Source organism: Curtobacterium salicis (assembly GCF_011759505.1).
Lineage (GTDB): Bacteria > Actinomycetota > Actinomycetes > Actinomycetales > Microbacteriaceae > Curtobacterium > Curtobacterium salicis.
Genome location: NZ_JAAOYO010000004.1, coordinates 40,961 through 55,507, shown reverse-complemented (window position 1 = coordinate 55,507; position 14,547 = coordinate 40,961). Strand labels below are relative to the sequence as shown.

Here is a 14,547-nt window from a genome sequence, read left to right as displayed (position 1 = left end):
CCGATGCACGGAGCCCTTGCGCGCCTCCCGCCCGTGTCGTAACGTCCACCGCAGAAAGCGTTTTCCGAATCGAGACGATGCACTCCGGATCGGCACCAGTCACATCGCAAGGAGGCGACATGACCACCACGCTCGCGACCGACCGCGGCGAGCACCCGGCGACCCCGGTCCTCCCGACCGCCGATGCGCACCTCACGCTCCGGCCGGTGCCGACGGGGGACGCCCGGATCACCGGCGGCTTCTGGGCAGTCCGGCAGGAGCGCAACGGCCGCGACGCCGTGCGCGGCGCCCATGCACTGCTCGAGGCCGCCGGCAACTTCCGGAACCTCCGGATCGCCGCCGGGCTCGAGGAGGGCGACGCCACCGGCCCGGTCTTCATGGACTCCGACGTGACGAAGTGGCTCGAGGCGGTGGCGTGGGAGTACGGCCGCGCACCCGCCGACGACCTGCTCGACCTGCAGCGCGAGGTCACCGCCCTGTACGCCCAGGCGCAGGCCGACGACGGCTACCTCGACTCCGTGCAACAGGTCCGAGGGAACGGCGAGCGGTACACGGACCTGAAGTGGAGCCACGAGCTGTACTGCGCCGGGCACCTGTACCAGGCGGCCGTGGCCCAGCACCGTGCCACCGGGGACACCGGTCTGCTCGAGGTCGCGATCAGGAACGCCGACCACCTGGTCCGCACCTTCGGCGACGGCACCGCACCAGACGGCACGCCGAAGACCCGCGACATCGACGGCCACCCCGTCGTCGAGATGGGCCTGGTCGAGCTGTACCGCGAGACCGGCACCCGCGCCTACCTCGACCTGGCGCACTGGTTCGTCGACGCCCGCGGGCACGGCATCATCGAGCGGGCCGGCGGCGAGCCGACGTACTTCTCCGACCGGGTACCGACCCGGCAGGCCACGACCGTCGAGGGCCACGCCGTCCGGGCCGTCTACCTGGCGGCCGGCGCGGTCGACGTCGCGATCGAGACCGGCGACACCGAACTCCTCGCCGCGAGTGAGCAGCAGTTCGCCGACATGATGGCGACGAAGGCGTTCATCACCGGCGGCCTCGGCGCCCGCTGGGACGGGGAGGCGTTCGGCGACCCCTACGAGCTCCCGACGGACCGCGGCTACGCCGAGACCTGCGCGGCCATCGGCGGGGTGCAGTGGGCCTGGCGTCTGCTGCTCGCGACCGGGAAGCCCGTCTACGCCGACGCGATCGAGCGCCTGTTGTACAACGCGTTCCTCGCGGGCGTGAGCCTCGGCGGCACCGAGTACTTCTACGTCAACCCGCTGCAGCAGCGCGACCACGCCAACCAGGACGAGAACCGCTCCCCCGCGCACGGCCGTCGGGGCTGGTTCGACTGCGCCTGCTGCCCGCCGAACATCATGCGCACCTTCGCCAGCCTCGACGGCTACCTGGCGACCGCGACCGACGGCGGGCTGCAGGTCCAGCAGTACGCGACCGCCTCGCTCGGGCCGGTCGACGTCGAGACCGGCTACCCGCACGACGGCCGGGTGCGCGTCACGGTCACCGAGGACGGACCGCTCAGTCTCGGACTCCGCATCCCGGCCTGGTCGGACACCACGACCGTCACGGGTCCGGACGGCTCGGCGAGCCCGGCGGCCGGCACGCTCCACGTCATCGACCGCGAGTGGTCGGCCGGCGACACCGTCGAGCTCGCGTTCGACACGACGCCGCACCGGTACGTGGCCGACGCCCGCATCGACGCCTCCCGCGGGCAGGTCGCCATCGAGCGCGGCCCGCTCGTCTACGCGGTCGAGCAGGCGGACCAGCAGGGCTTCACGGTCGACGACCTGACGGTCGACGCGGCGGCCGCGATCACCGAGGAGCAGCGGGACGAGCTGCTCGACGGCGTCGTCACGCTGCGGATCCCCGGGCGCGCGCCGTCCGAGCGGATGCAGGCGACCTGGCCGTACCGGCGGCTGGACGGGCCGGGAGGGACGGGGCGCGCGAGCGAGGCGACCAGCGTCGCCGACGTGGCCGTGTCCGACGACCGCGCCCCGAGCCTCCCGGCCGGGTCACCAGTCACCGCGACGGCTGTGCCCTACTACGCCTGGGCGAACCGTGCGCCGGCGCCCATGCGGGTCTGGCTGCCGCTCGCCCGGTAGCCCCCGGGCCCCGCTCTGTCGCACGACGTGCCGTCCGCCACCGAGGCGGGCGGTACGTCCTGCGGCTTCCGGCAGGAGCGTCGGACCGGCGCCGGCCCGCGTCGGACCGGCGCCGGCCCGCGTCGGCCCCGGTTCAGCCGAGCGACATCGACTCGATCGCGCCCGTCCGGCGTGCACGACGCTCGAGGACCGTCCAGAGCGCCACCGCGACCACTGCCCACAGGGCGCCGACCACCGCCGCCGTCACCGATTCGGCGACGGGTACCACGCCGTCGGCAACCGCACGTCCCGCTTCGATCGACCACGAGAGCGGCAGCCCCCGAGCGAGGACCTGCAGCGGCGGCGAGAGCACCCCGACCGGTGCGACAGCACCGCAGAGGACCACGATGACCTGCTCCGCGATGTTCGGCAGCAGCATGCTGTCCCGCAGCACCAACCCTGCCGCACCGATCGCGGCGCCGAGACCGACCGACACGACCGCGACTTCGAGGATCAACCCGAGGACGGCCGCTGTCACACCCGGCGGAGGGAACGTGTCGGTGACCGACAGGGTCGCCACGGTCCCGACGGCCCCCTCGAGCACGCCGAGGCCGACGACGACCGTGACCCTCCCGAGCCAGACCGCGGTCCGACGTGTCGGTGACACCACGATGAACGGCAGGGTGCCGTTGTGCTGGTCCGACGACAGCAGAGCCGAGGCGGCCATCCCGGCAGAGAGCCCCGCCACCGCGAGTCCGGATGCCACCGCGTCCTCGAGCGTGCCGACTGCGGTCCCCCCGCCGGTCGCGAGTGCCAGGTAGAGCACCGCGGTGACGACCGGACCCCCCAGCAGCACGAGCAGTGCGGTGGTCCGGTCGAGGAACTCCGGACGGCTCCGCGCGGTGACGACCACCGCGTTCCAGAAGGCGGTCATCAGCCCAACCCCAGCGTTCCGCTGATGCGCACGCGCCGGAGCGCCAGGTGGAGGGCGAGCGCCGCCACGGCGAACCATCCCGTGGACACGACGACGCTGGACGCGATCGGCACCAGGACCGCTCCCGACGTCCGTCCGACTGCGAGCACCGTCGAGGTCAGTGGGTGGACCAGTGCCAAGGGGACCAGCCACGCAGGGAGAGCCGACAGCGGGAGCACGACTCCCGTGACGAGCCACACCGGTGTCAGGACCAGCGGCTCGAACACCGTGGCCGACCGGAAGAGCACGAACACTGCGGCCAGCACCGACGACGATGCTGCGCAAGCAAGCGCCGCCCCGGCGACCACGAGTGCGTCCGACCACCGGATCGAAGGGTTTCCCGACGTGAGTGCCTGCGCCGCGAACGCCAGCGGGAAGCCCGGCAGGCCGATCAGCATGGCCGAGACCGCGAGCGAGCCGAACACGGCCCCGGGTCGGAGCACGCTCGTGGCCAGGTGTTCGAGGGTCCCCTGGAAGCGCTGGAACCCGATGATGCCGACGGCGAGCGTGGTCGTCGACCACATGCCCGCGATGCCCGCGAGGAGCCACAGGTCACCCTGGATCGCGGCCCCGGCCCCTTCCAGCCCGATGGCTCGGAGCCACTCGAACACGAGCGGGGTCGTGAGCGCCTGGTGCAGGAAGAACGGCACGCGGAGCAACTGCCGCCCGTGGAACGCGGTCAGACGGAGTGCACGCATCACGGGGTACCGCGCCGAGCGACGAACGCGAGGTACGCCTCTTCGAGGGTCACCGGACGCCGCGTCACCCAGTCGATGCGCAGCTCGGATCCGAAGGCGCGCAGCAGGTCGGTGTCGAGACCACACCCGACCAGGTCGATCTCGTGACCGTTCCCCCGAGGCCTGACGTCGAGGTCGACCACGTGTGGGTGCGCCTCGATCCGAGCTCGGGTGGCGGGCAGGAGCTCCCTGGTGGCGAAGGTGACGACCGTGTCCACGCCTCCAGCCGCGGCGATGTCCGAGGCGCTCCCGCGCGACACGACTCTTCCGTGGTCGATCACCACGAGGGCGTCGGCGAGCTCGTCGGCTTCCTGGAGCTGGTGCGTGGTCAGCAGGATCCCACAGCCCGATGCCCGGAGTTCCCGGACCAGCTCGCGCAGATCGCGGGTGCCCTCGGGATCGAGGCCGATCGACGGCTCGTCGAGGAGGAGCAGAGCCGGCGCGGCGAGGACCGCTCGCGCGAGGTGGAGACGTTGCCGCATGCCGCGTGAGTACGTCTCGACTCGCTGCCGCTCGCGCCCGGCGAGCCCGACGCGGTCCAGGAGTTCCGCGATCCTCGATTCCGCGTGACGGTGGGACAACCCGGCGAGGGTCGCGAAGAACCGCAGGTTCTCGAGTCCACTCGCTCGCAGGTAGAAGCCACGGTCGCCGCCGAGCACCAGGCCGAGTCGCGCCCGTGCGGCTCTCGGATGTCGGACTGCGTCGATGCCGTCCACCAGGACGCTCCCGCGAGACGGTTCGAGGAGCGTGGAGGCCATCTTGACCGTCGTCGTCTTCCCGGCACCGTTCGGGCCGAGGACCCCGAGCACGCTCCCAGCGGGCACCTCGAGGTCGACCGACCGCAGCGCGTGCACCGCATCGCTGCCATGACCGAACCATCGCTCGACCCCGACGAGCTCGAGGGCCTTCGTGCTCATGCGGATGCCCCCTCGGCGATGATCTCGGTGCCGAGCGGGCCCCGGGGTCGGCCGTTGTTCACGCGTGGGCCCAGGGACGCAGGACGGTCGAGATGAACGGATCATCTTCGAGCTCCGCCTTGATGGCGTCGATCGACATCGGATCACCCCCTTCCGCGATGTGGATACCACACGCTAGTGGTGATACTTCAGGTGGCGCAACCCCAGCTGCCGTTGCCGTACCGCCACATCGCGCACGGAGGACCCACCGCCGGACGCGGTGGCCCCTCGCGCCTACGCGCTGCGGCGGACCACCAGCTCGGGCTGCAGGAGCGCGTCGTCGTGCTGGCCACCCTCGAGGAGCGCCCGCGCCGAGGCGAGCACCCGCTCCCCCATCGCCTGGAAGTCCTGACGGACCGTCGTCAGCGGCGGGGTGAAGTGCGCCGCCTCCGGGACGTCGTCGAAGCCGATCACCGCGACGTCGTCCGGCACCCGGAGCCCCTCTTCGGCGAAGGCGTGCAGGACGCCGAGCGCCATCTGGTCGTTCCCGGCGAACACGGCGTCGACGGCCGTGACGTCCATCGCCCGGCCGGCGGCGAACCCGCTCGCCGGGGTCCAGTCGCCCTCGAACACGACCGGGATCAGGCCGTGGGAGCGCATGGTCCGCTCGTAGGTCGCACGACGCACCTCGGCCTCCTGCGAGACCGTCGGCCCGGCGATGTGCACGATCCGACGGTGACCGAGGTCGAACAGGTGCTGCAGCGCCAGGGTCGCGCCGGCCGCCTGGTCGATGGCGACCGCGGAGATGGTCGCGCCGCCGCTGCCCGGCACGACCAGGTCGGTCGGCAGCGCGTCCCGCTGCACCGCGTTCGCGACGACGACGGGCACGGTCACCGGCAGGGTCAGTGAGGCGAGGGCGTCGAGCACCCGGTTGTCGGCGGCGACGAGGACCACCGCCGCGACGTCCTGCGCCAGCAGCGTGGAGAGCGCCTCGGACAGGTCGAGTGGCTTCGGGTCGTCCGGCAGCGTCGAGAGGAGCACGTGGTACCCGGCGGTCCGGGCAGCACGCTCGAAACCGATCGCCGTGCTGGACGGTCCGTAGAGCGCATCGCCGGCACTGACCAGTCCGAGGGCACGGCTCCGTCCACCGGCGAGTGCCCGTGCGGCGGCCCGGGGCCGGTAGCCGAGCGCCGAGACGGCGTCGGTCACCTTCGTCCGGAACTGTTCGCGGACGGTCGGGTCCCCGTTGATCACGCGGGACACCGTCTGGTGGGAGACGCCGGCACGTTCGGCGACGTCGAAGATCGTCGGGGCCTTGCGTCCCCTGCCGTTCGGCGTCGCGGTCGTCGTCATCCGGTCACCGTACCGCGGCGCCAGTTCGGGGACATGACATCCCGATCGGGTCTCGACGAGTTGACACGGCTCGGCGGAGACCACATGATGTGAGCGCTCACTTGGAGCATCACATCCCCAGCGGGACACAGCAGCCCCGCACCTGAACGCGTCGATGCCGACGCGAGAGGAACAGAGGTACTTCGATGAAGAAGCGCAGGATCGTCGCGGGCGTCGCCGCCCTCGGCCTCGCTCTCTCCCTGGCCGCTTGCTCCGCCGGCGGTGGTCGTTCCGCGACCGGCGACGGTGGCAGCGGCAGCACCGACAACAAGGGCGCCCTCGTCGGCGTCGCGATGCCCACCAAGGTGTCGGAGCGCTGGATCAAGGACGGCAACGCCGTCAAGAGCGACCTCGAGAAGAAGGGCTACAAGGTCGACCTCGAGTACGCAGACAACAAGATCCCGCAGCAGGTCCAGCAGGTCAGCAACATGATCACGAAGGGCGCGAAGGTCCTCATCGTCGCGTCCATCGACGGTGGTTCGCTCTCCGACCAGCTCGACGCCGCCGCCAAGGCCGGCATCAAGGTCATCTCCTACGACCGCCTGCTCACCGGCAGCAAGAACGTCGACTACTACGTCTCGTTCGACAACGAGAAGGTGGGCGTCGACCAGGCGAACTCGCTCCTCACCGGTCTCGGTCTGCTCGACGCGGACGGCAACAAGACCGACAAGAAGGGTCCGTTCAACATCGAGGTGTTCGCCGGCTCGCCCGACGACAACAACGCCACGTTCTTCTTCAACGGCGCGATGAAGACCCTCAAGCCGTACATCGAGGACGGCACCATCAAGATCGGCTCCGGCCAGGACGGCTTCACCCAGGCCGCCACGCAGCAGTGGGACCCGGCGACCGCCAAGGCCCGCATGCAGAACCTGATCGCCAAGTCCTACTCGGGTGGCACCACGCTGAACGGCGTGCTCTCCCCCTACGACGGCATGTCGATCGGCATCATCTCGGCTCTGCAGGGTGCCGGCTACGGCACCAGCAGCCGTCCGCTCCCGACCATCACCGGTCAGGACGCCGAGGCCGCGTCGGTCAAGTCGATCATCAACGACCAGCAGTACTCGACCATCTACAAGGACACGCGCAAGCTCGCGACCGAGTCCGTCACGATGGCCGACGACCTGCTGACGGGCAAGAAGCCCGAGGTCAACGACACCAAGAGCTACGACAACAAGGTCAAGGTCGTCCCGACCTACCTGTTCCAGCCGACGGTCGTCACGAAGGACAACTACAAGAAGGTCCTCGTCGACTCCGGCTACTACAAGGAATCCGACCTCAAGTAGGTCGCACCCCTCTGACGGACCGGAGGCGCGGCGCGGTCCCGCACCGCGCCTCCGGCCTGTCTCCCCCTATTTCTTCGAGCGCGCACCAGCGCGCGGAACGGAAGGCGGTCGACGTGGCGGACACCATCCTCGAGATGCGCGACATCACCAAGACGTTCCCCGGTGTGAAGGCGCTGCAGGGCGTCTCCATCGAGGTCGAACGTGGCCAGGTCCACGCGATCTGCGGCGAGAACGGCGCCGGCAAGTCGACGCTGATGAAGGTGCTGTCGGGTGTCTACCCGGCCGGCACGTTCGACGGCGAGATCCTCCTCGAGGGCAAGCCGGTCCGGTTCTCGGACATCAACGACTCCGAGGAAGCCGGCGTCGTCATCATCCACCAGGAGCTCGCGCTGAGCCCCTTCCTGTCGATCGCCGAGAACATCTTCCTCGGCAACGAGCAGTCCAAGGGCGGCTTCATCGACTGGAACAAGACGAACCTCGCCGCTGCGGAGCTCCTCAAGCGCGTCGGTCTCAAGGACAACCCGATCACCAAGATCGTGGACATCGGTGTCGGCAAGCAGCAGCTCGTCGAGATCGCCAAGGCACTGTCGAAGAAGGTGAAGCTCCTCATCCTCGACGAGCCGACCGCCGCACTCAACGACGACGACTCCGCACACCTGCTCGAGCTCATCAAGTCGCTGCAGGCCGAGGGCATGACGGCGATCATCATCAGCCACAAGCTCAACGAGATCAAGGCGATCGCGGACAAGGTCACGATCATCCGCGACGGCCAGACGATCGAGACGCTCGACATGCACGCCGACGAGATCTCCGAGGACCGCATCATCCGCGGCATGGTGGGTCGCGACCTGTCGAGCCGCTACCCGGAGCACGAGTCGCAGGTCGGCGAGGAACTCCTCCGCATCGAGGACTGGAACGTCCACCACCCGCTCGACGCCTCGCGCCAGATCATCCACGACGCCAACCTCATGGTCCGCGCCGGTGAGATCGTCGGCATCGCGGGTCTGATGGGCGCCGGACGCACCGAGCTCGCGATGAGCGTCTTCGGGCACTCGTACGGCACCGGCATCAGCGGCACCGTCTACAAGCGGGGTGTCCCGATCAAGACGAACACCGTGTCGGCCGCGATCGACAACGGCATCGCCTACGCCACCGAGGACCGCAAGCGCTACGGCCTCAACCTGATCGACGACATCAAGCGCAACGTGTCGGGCTCCGCGCTCGGCAAGCTCGCCAACTGGGGCTTCGTCAACAGCTCGCAGGAGACCACCGTCGCGCGTGGCTTCCTCAAGAACATGAACATCAAGGCCCCGACGGTGAACGCCGTCACGGGCAAGCTCTCGGGCGGCAACCAGCAGAAGGTCGTCCTGTCGAAGTGGATGTACGCCGACCCCGACGTGCTCATCCTCGACGAGCCCACCCGCGGCATCGACGTCGGCGCGAAGTACGAGATCTACACGATCATCAACGCACTCGCCGACCAGGGGAAGGGGATCATCGTGATCTCCTCCGAGCTCCCCGAACTGCTCGGCATCTGCGACCGCATCTACACGCTCTCCGAGGGTCGCATCACGGCGGACGTCCCCCGCTCCGAGGCGACGCCCGAGACCCTCATGCAGTACATGACCCAGGAACGGGAGACCCCAGTCAATGAACGCGCTTAAGTCCGCCGCCAGCTACCTCACCGGGCAGCTCCGACAGATCGGCCTGTTCATCGCGCTGATCGTCATCGTCATCTTCTTCCAGGCGACGACCGGCGGGATCACCCTCGCGCCGATCAACGTCTCGAACCTGGTGGTGCAGAACAGCTACATCCTGATCCTCGCGATCGGCATGGTGATGGTCATCATCGCCGGCCACATCGACCTGTCGGTCGGGTCCGTCGTCGCCTTCACCGGTGCGATGGCCGGCGTCATGATCACCCAGTGGCACGTGCCGTGGCCGATCGCGGTCGTCCTCTGCCTGGTCCTCGGTGCCCTCGTCGGCGCCTGGCAGGGCTTCTGGATCGCCTACTTCGGGATCCCGGCGTTCATCGTGACGTTGGCGGGCATGCTCGCCTTCCGCGGTGCTGCCCAGATCGCCCTGCAGAACCAGCAGATCTCGCCGTTCCCGGAGGGCTTCCGCTCCCTCGGCTCCGGCTTCCTGCCGGCCTTCGGCACCTCCGGCTACGAGCCGCTCACGATGATCCTCGGCATCGCCGCCTCGGTGATCTTGGTCATCACGGCGTTCCGTGGTCGTGCGACGCGTCGCAAGTACCAGCTCGAGGACGAGCCCTTCGCCTGGTTCATCACGAAGCTCGTCTTCACCATCGCGCTCGTCATGTTCGTCGCGGTGCTCCTCGCCAGCTACAACGGCACCCCGATCGTGCTCGTCATCCTCGGCGTCCTGGTCATCGTGTACTCGCTGGTCATGCGCAGCTCGGTCTTCGGCCGTCACATCTACGCGATCGGCGGCAACCCGCTCGCCGCGCAGCTGTCCGGCGTGAAGACGAAGCGCGTCACGTTCCTGCTCTTCGTGAACATGGGCGTCATCGCGGCCCTCGCCGGCGTGGTCTTCACCGGCCAGCTCAACCTGGCCTCGCCGAGCGCGGGCAACGGGTTCGAGCTCGACGCCATCGCGGCCGTCTTCATCGGTGGCGCTGCCGTCACCGGTGGCATCGGTACCGTGCCGGGCGCGATCGTCGGTGGTCTCATCATCGGCATCCTGAACAACGGCATGTCGATTCTCGGTGTCGGCACCGAGTACCAGCAGCTCATCAAGGGCCTGGTGCTCCTCGCCGCCGTCGCGTTCGACGTCTTCAACAAGCGCCGCGCGGCCAGCAGCCGCAAGTAGTACCCGCCAGCCGAGACTCGGGCTGAGCGACAGGACGCGCATCGTGCGATGCGCGGAACGTCGCTCAGCCCGAGTCTCGTTTGCGTCAGCGGGTCAGGACGGCCCAGCCTGCGGCCGGGAGGCGCAGGGTCCCGTCGCGCAGGTCACCCGCGCCCGCCTCGACGCGCGTCGCGTCGGCGGCGGGCAGGACCACCGGCTCAGGCGAGAGGTTCAGGGCGGTGACCACGGCCTCCCGGTCGGTCGCGGTGCGGAGGACGAGCGCCGTGTTGTCGAGGTGCACGACGTCGGTGTGGGCCCGGTGCAGCCACGGGTGCCGACGGCGGAGCGCGACGAGCGCCTGGTGGGCGTGCAGGACGTCCGCCGCCACGCCGGTGACCTCGGGTGGGCCGTCCGGGAACGTCGGGCGGACGGCGTCGTCGCCGCCCACACGGTCCTCCTTCACGCCGGTCCACGCGAACTCGTCGCCCGCGTAGACCGACGGGGTGCCGGCGACCGTGAAGAGCACCGCGATCGCGTGCGGGACGAACCCCTCCCCCACCGCCGAGGCGATCCGCGTGACGTCGTGGTTGCCGACGAAGGTGCTCGGGGCGAAGGTCGCGAGCAGTTCGTCGTGCCGCTCGATCGCGTGCGCGAGCTCGTAGCAGTTGCGGTCCGCGATGCCGTGCCAGATGCCCTGCCACAGTTCGTACTGCGTGGTGGAGTCCATCGTCGACGCACGGACGATCTGCGCGGTGTCGCCGTGGATGACCTCGCCCGAGAACCAGGCGTCGGGGAACCGCTCGCGGACACGCGGCAGGACCCGCGCCCAGAACGCCGGCGGGACCGCGTACGCCGCGTCGAGCCGCCAGCCGTCGATGCCCCGCTCGAGCCAGTGCGTCATGACCTGGACGACCAGGTCCTCGGTCGCCGACGAGGAGTGGTCGAGCGCCACCAGGATGTCGTGCCCCTCGAACGACCCGACCGGCACCGGCTGCCCGGGCTGCCAGCCGTCCCAGTCGACGGCGAAGAGCGCGGCCGTCCCGGCGTCCGGCCCGTGCTCGGCGAGTGCCCGGAAGGCGGGGTGCTCACGACCGACGTGGTTGAAGACGCCGTCGAGCAGCACCCGGATGCCCCGTTCGTGCGCGGCGGTGACCAGTCGGTCGACATCACCGTCGTCGCCCAGGCGGGGGTCGATCCGGAAGTGGTCGACGGTGTCGTAGCCGTGCGTCGAGCTCGCGAAGACCGGCCCGAGCAGCAGGCCGTTGAGACCGAGGTCGACGACGTGGTCGAGCCAGCCATCCAGGTGCCCGAGGCGGTGCTCGACGGGGCGGTCCTCGACACCGCTGTCGAGGCTGCTCGTCGGGCGGATGTCCGCACCGACGAAGCCGAGCGGGTAGACGTGCCACCACATCACGTGCTCGACCCAGGCGGGCTCGGGAGTTCGGTCGACGTCGTGGTCCATCCCTGCATGCTGCCAGCCGGCCCTGGTCGGAACCGCCGACCGGGGTACCACCAGCCTGGAAGCGCGTCGGTGGCGAGGACGATCATGGACGCATGGGACGAGCCATCCGCACCGAGGACGACGCACGCCGAGTCGACGCAGCACACGCCGAACGCACCTGCGCCTCGTGCGGCCGCCGGATGCCCGACTCCGCGGGCGCGGACGCGAAGTGGTGTTCCGACGCCTGTCGTCGGCACAAGCTCGACGACACCGATCGCACCCTCGAGCGGACCATCGACGAGTTGCTCGACGCCCGGGCCGTGACCTCCAGCATCTGCCCCTCGGACGCCGCCCGTGCGATCGGCGGAGACGACTGGCGCGACCTGATGGAGCCCGCGCGTCGCGCGGCGCGTCGCATGGTCGCGCGCGGCGAGGTCGAGATCACCCAGGGCGGCAACGTCATCGACCCGTCGACCGCCAAGGGGCCGATCCGCATCCGCCGTCCGCGCTGAGCGACCATCCTGATTCGCGCGTCAGCACCACCGGGGTACACGACCCTCGGCCCCGGCCGTGAGCGGCGCCGAGGACGGGGTTAGCGTCAGCAGCACGCGCCGGGGACCCTCGGCGGGATCCCCCGCAGGAAGGAACACCATGTCGCTCGCAGACAAGGCCAAGGACGCAACCCAGAAGCTCGCCGGCAAGGCCGAAGAGGCAGTCGGCAAGCACACCGACGACGCCGAGCTCACTGCCCAGGGTCACAAGGACCAGGGCATGGGCGAGGCCCGTATGGACACCGAGAAGGCGAAGGACGCCGTCGACGGCAAGTGACCGCCGGCACCACCACGCAACGCCCGTACCGCTCGCGGTGCGGGCGTTCGTCGTCCCACGATCAGAAGGCGTACCGGATCCGGCAGGAGGGCAGGTTCTCGGCGACGAGCTGACGGAATCGCTCGAGGTGGCGTGCCTTCATCGCCGCGCGGTAGCGGATGTTGACGGCGCCGTTCTGCGACAGCTTCTGCTCCTGCAGCTCCGGGCGCCAGAGCAGGTCCTCGGCCTTCGGGTGCCAGCCGAGGTTCACCGCGTGCAGCTGCTCGTTGTGGGTGAGGAAGATGACCTCGGCTGCGAGCTGGGCCTTGGCGGCCGGGGACAGCACGTCGTCGACCTCGCGCAGCATGGCGGCCCAGTCGGCTTCCCACGTCGGCGTGAGGATCACGGGTGAGAAGTTCAGGTGCACCTCGTACCCGGCGTCGACGAAGTCGTTGACCGCCGCGATCCGTTCGGGGATGGGTGAGGTGCGGATGTCCGTCACCTTCGCGGTCTCGTGCGGCATCAGCGAGAACCGGATCCGGGTGCGCCCCATCGGGTCCCAGTCGAGCAGGTCCCGGTTGACGTACTTCGTCGCGAACGACGCCTTCGCGGTGGGCGTCATCCGGAACAGGTCGCAGAGGTCTCGGACGTTGTCGCTGAGCATCGCGTCGACCGAGCAGTCGCTGTTCTCCCCGATGTCGTAGACCCAGGCGTCCGGGTCGCACTGGTTCGGTTCCGTCTTCGGGCCCTGCTTGTGGATGTTCCGAGCGAGGTGCTTCGTGATCTGCTCGATGTTCGCGAAGACGGTGACCGGGTTGCTGTACCCCTTGCGCCGGGGGACGTAGCAGTAGGCGCACGCCATCGCGCAGCCGTTCGCGGTCGAGGGTGCGATGAAGTCCGCGGAGCGACCGTTCGGCCGCGTCACGATCGACTTCTTGACGCCGAGCACGAGCGCCTCGGTCTTGATCCGGACCCACCGCGACACGTTGCGCTCGTCGCCGTGCACCTCGGGGATCTGCCAGTGCGACGCCACCGGGACGATCTCGGCGTCCGGCCAACGCCCGACGATCTCCTGTCCCCGGGGGAGCTCGAGGGCGGCGTCTTCTGCGTAGATGCGTGTGACGTCGAGCAGGGGGCGCACGCGGGAGTCGGTCATCGCCGTCCGTTCTACCCGCCACCACCGACAGCTCGGACGTGGCTCGGGCAGACTCGGAGCATGACCGCGGGTGTGGAGGACGACCACTTCTTCGTCGTGGACGGACGGCGGTGGCGGCGGACGGACCCGGCGCTCCCCGAGGACCTGGCAGCGCGTCTCCGCTCGCACCTGGGGCGTGGCCGGAACGCCGTGAAGCTCGCGAAGCGTGCCGGGGACGAGGACGCCGTCACAGCAGCCCGCCACCGGAACGGCCTCGCCAAGCACGGTCTCGGTGAGCGGGGGTCGGAGTGGTGGACCCGACCGGAGCCCGAACGGATCGCGCAGGCCGAGCAGGCCCTCGCGGACCTCGACCGTCTCGACGAGGCGCCGTGACGGACGACGAGGTCATCCGCGCGCCCGCGTGGGAGCGCAGCGCGAACACCGCCGCGATCGGTCCCCTGCGGCTGACGAGCGCCCCCGGGGACCGCGCGTCACCCGTTCGGCGGACGCGACACCCCGCTTCCCCACCTTCCGGATGAGGTGCGAGAGATCCTCGCCGCCGTAGGCTCGTCGCGGCGAGGACGCCGAGGACCGAGGGGGACCATGAACGACATCACGCACACGGGCGCACTGGTGGGGCTGCGCACCGGCACGACGACGGCAGAGGGACCGGCCGGCGCACGAGTCGGCGTGCTGCTCGAGCTCTGCTCCGAGGACGCCGCGGGCATCCGCCGACCGTGGGAGCTGCTGGTCACACCGGCCCAGGCCGCCGCGCTCGTCGAGGCCGAGCGGACCGAGCCCGGGGTGCTCGTCCGCTTCGCCGGGGAGCGACTCGGCGAACGCGGCGGCGTCCCGGTCGTCCGCGTCGGCCGGATCGCGGTGCTCGTCCCGGAGCCGACCTGCTGACCGAGCCCGACCGACCACCGCATGACGAACGGCCCCGGGGATCCCCGGGGCCGTTCGTTGTGCGGAG

14 protein-coding genes are annotated in these 14,547 nt (G+C 70.0%); 8 read left to right on the top strand and 6 right to left on the bottom strand.

The window, feature by feature from the left end; translation table 11 throughout:
* The first annotated feature begins 119 nt into the window (after positions 1-119).
* Positions 120-2,120: a glycoside hydrolase family 127 protein gene (locus E9228_RS12485; RefSeq protein ID WP_166780899.1), complete on the top strand. Its 2,001-nt coding sequence runs from the start codon at positions 120-122 to the stop codon at positions 2,118-2,120.
* A gap of 133 nt (positions 2,121-2,253) precedes the next feature.
* On the opposite strand, the gene E9228_RS12480 is transcribed toward E9228_RS12485, so the two are convergent.
* The 4 genes from E9228_RS12480 to E9228_RS12465 form a co-directional block, all read right to left on the bottom strand.
* A complete protein-coding gene (locus E9228_RS12480) occupies positions 2,254-3,033 on the bottom strand; it encodes an ABC transporter permease (RefSeq protein ID WP_166780898.1) in 780 nt (259 codons plus the stop codon).
* Entirely contained in the window at positions 3,033-3,770 is a 738-nt protein-coding gene (locus E9228_RS12475; protein WP_166780897.1) for an ABC transporter permease, read from the bottom strand. Before E9228_RS12475 ends, E9228_RS12480 begins: the two co-directional genes overlap by 1 nt.
* A complete protein-coding gene (locus tag E9228_RS12470) occupies positions 3,770-4,726 on the bottom strand; it encodes an ABC transporter ATP-binding protein (protein ID WP_166780896.1) in 957 nt (318 codons plus the stop codon). Before E9228_RS12470 ends, E9228_RS12475 begins: the two co-directional genes overlap by 1 nt.
* 273 nt (positions 4,727-4,999) lie before the next feature.
* Complete coding sequence (locus E9228_RS12465) at positions 5,000-6,058, bottom strand: LacI family DNA-binding transcriptional regulator (RefSeq protein ID WP_166780895.1); 1,059 nt, start codon at positions 6,056-6,058, stop codon at positions 5,000-5,002.
* Positions 6,059-6,243: 185 nt separating this feature from the next.
* Between E9228_RS12465 and chvE the strand changes: the two genes are divergently transcribed.
* The 3 genes from chvE (at position 6,244) to mmsB (ending at position 10,212) form a co-directional block, all read left to right on the top strand.
* Positions 6,244-7,380 carry a multiple monosaccharide ABC transporter substrate-binding protein gene (gene chvE, locus E9228_RS12460; RefSeq protein WP_166780894.1) on the top strand — a complete coding sequence of 379 codons (1,137 nt, stop codon included), beginning with the start codon at positions 6,244-6,246 and terminating at the stop codon, positions 7,378-7,380.
* Between the two features lie 113 nt (positions 7,381-7,493).
* On the top strand, positions 7,494-9,044 hold the full coding sequence (mmsA, locus tag E9228_RS12455) for a multiple monosaccharide ABC transporter ATP-binding protein (RefSeq protein WP_166780893.1): 1,551 nt from the start codon (positions 7,494-7,496) through the stop codon (positions 9,042-9,044).
* The gene (gene mmsB / locus E9228_RS12450; RefSeq protein ID WP_166780892.1) at positions 9,031-10,212 is read left to right on the top strand and encodes a multiple monosaccharide ABC transporter permease; all 1,182 of its coding nucleotides are present in this window, start codon (positions 9,031-9,033) and stop codon (positions 10,210-10,212) included. Before mmsA ends, mmsB begins: the two co-directional genes overlap by 14 nt.
* A gap of 85 nt (positions 10,213-10,297) precedes the next feature.
* Here mmsB and E9228_RS12445 read toward each other — a convergent pair whose 3' ends face one another.
* The gene (locus E9228_RS12445) at positions 10,298-11,653 is read right to left on the bottom strand and encodes an alpha-amylase family glycosyl hydrolase (RefSeq protein WP_166780891.1); all 1,356 of its coding nucleotides are present in this window, start codon (positions 11,651-11,653) and stop codon (positions 10,298-10,300) included.
* 92 nt (positions 11,654-11,745) lie between these two features.
* Here E9228_RS12445 and E9228_RS12440 point away from each other — a divergent pair, with 92 nt between their 5' ends.
* Both E9228_RS12440 and E9228_RS12435 read left to right on the top strand, forming a co-directional pair.
* Positions 11,746-12,144: a DUF3253 domain-containing protein gene (locus tag E9228_RS12440; protein ID WP_166780890.1), complete on the top strand. Its 399-nt coding sequence runs from the start codon at positions 11,746-11,748 to the stop codon at positions 12,142-12,144.
* 139 nt (positions 12,145-12,283) lie between these two features.
* Positions 12,284-12,460 (top strand): CsbD family protein, encoded by a 177-nt coding sequence (locus E9228_RS12435; protein WP_166780889.1) that lies wholly within the window; start codon positions 12,284-12,286, stop codon positions 12,458-12,460.
* A 61-nt stretch (positions 12,461-12,521) separates the two neighbouring features.
* Here E9228_RS12435 and E9228_RS12430 read toward each other — a convergent pair whose 3' ends face one another.
* On the bottom strand, positions 12,522-13,595 hold the full coding sequence (locus E9228_RS12430) for a spore photoproduct lyase family protein (protein ID WP_166780888.1): 1,074 nt from the start codon (positions 13,593-13,595) through the stop codon (positions 12,522-12,524).
* Positions 13,596-13,655: 60 nt separating this feature from the next.
* Between E9228_RS12430 and E9228_RS12425 the strand changes: the two genes are divergently transcribed.
* On the top strand, positions 13,656-13,967 hold the full coding sequence (locus E9228_RS12425; protein WP_166780887.1) for a biopolymer transporter Tol: 312 nt from the start codon (positions 13,656-13,658) through the stop codon (positions 13,965-13,967).
* Between the two features lie 210 nt (positions 13,968-14,177).
* On the top strand, positions 14,178-14,480 hold the full coding sequence (locus E9228_RS12420; RefSeq protein WP_166780886.1) for a hypothetical protein: 303 nt from the start codon (positions 14,178-14,180) through the stop codon (positions 14,478-14,480).
* The last annotated feature ends 67 nt before the right edge of the window (positions 14,481-14,547 follow it).

Excerpts from the sequence above, each read along its gene's own strand:
- E9228_RS12485 (WP_166780899.1), top strand. The coding sequence starts at position 120 with ATGACCACCACGCTCGCGACCGACCGCGGCGAGCACCCGGCGACCCCG.
- E9228_RS12480 (WP_166780898.1), bottom strand. The coding sequence starts at position 3,033 with ATGACCGCCTTCTGGAACGCGGTGGTCGTCACCGCGCGGAGCCGTCCG.
- E9228_RS12475 (WP_166780897.1), bottom strand. The coding sequence starts at position 3,770 with ATGCGTGCACTCCGTCTGACCGCGTTCCACGGGCGGCAGTTGCTCCGC.
- E9228_RS12470 (WP_166780896.1), bottom strand. The coding sequence starts at position 4,726 with ATGAGCACGAAGGCCCTCGAGCTCGTCGGGGTCGAGCGATGGTTCGGT.
- E9228_RS12465 (WP_166780895.1), bottom strand. The coding sequence starts at position 6,058 with ATGACGACGACCGCGACGCCGAACGGCAGGGGACGCAAGGCCCCGACG.
- chvE (WP_166780894.1), top strand. The coding sequence starts at position 6,244 with ATGAAGAAGCGCAGGATCGTCGCGGGCGTCGCCGCCCTCGGCCTCGCT.
- mmsB (WP_166780892.1), top strand. The coding sequence starts at position 9,031 with ATGAACGCGCTTAAGTCCGCCGCCAGCTACCTCACCGGGCAGCTCCGA.
- E9228_RS12445 (WP_166780891.1), bottom strand. The coding sequence starts at position 11,653 with ATGGACCACGACGTCGACCGAACTCCCGAGCCCGCCTGGGTCGAGCAC.
- E9228_RS12440 (WP_166780890.1), top strand. The coding sequence starts at position 11,746 with ATGGGACGAGCCATCCGCACCGAGGACGACGCACGCCGAGTCGACGCA.
- E9228_RS12435 (WP_166780889.1), top strand. The coding sequence starts at position 12,284 with ATGTCGCTCGCAGACAAGGCCAAGGACGCAACCCAGAAGCTCGCCGGC.
- E9228_RS12430 (WP_166780888.1), bottom strand. The coding sequence starts at position 13,595 with ATGACCGACTCCCGCGTGCGCCCCCTGCTCGACGTCACACGCATCTAC.
- E9228_RS12425 (WP_166780887.1), top strand. The coding sequence starts at position 13,656 with ATGACCGCGGGTGTGGAGGACGACCACTTCTTCGTCGTGGACGGACGG.
- E9228_RS12420 (WP_166780886.1), top strand. The coding sequence starts at position 14,178 with ATGAACGACATCACGCACACGGGCGCACTGGTGGGGCTGCGCACCGGC.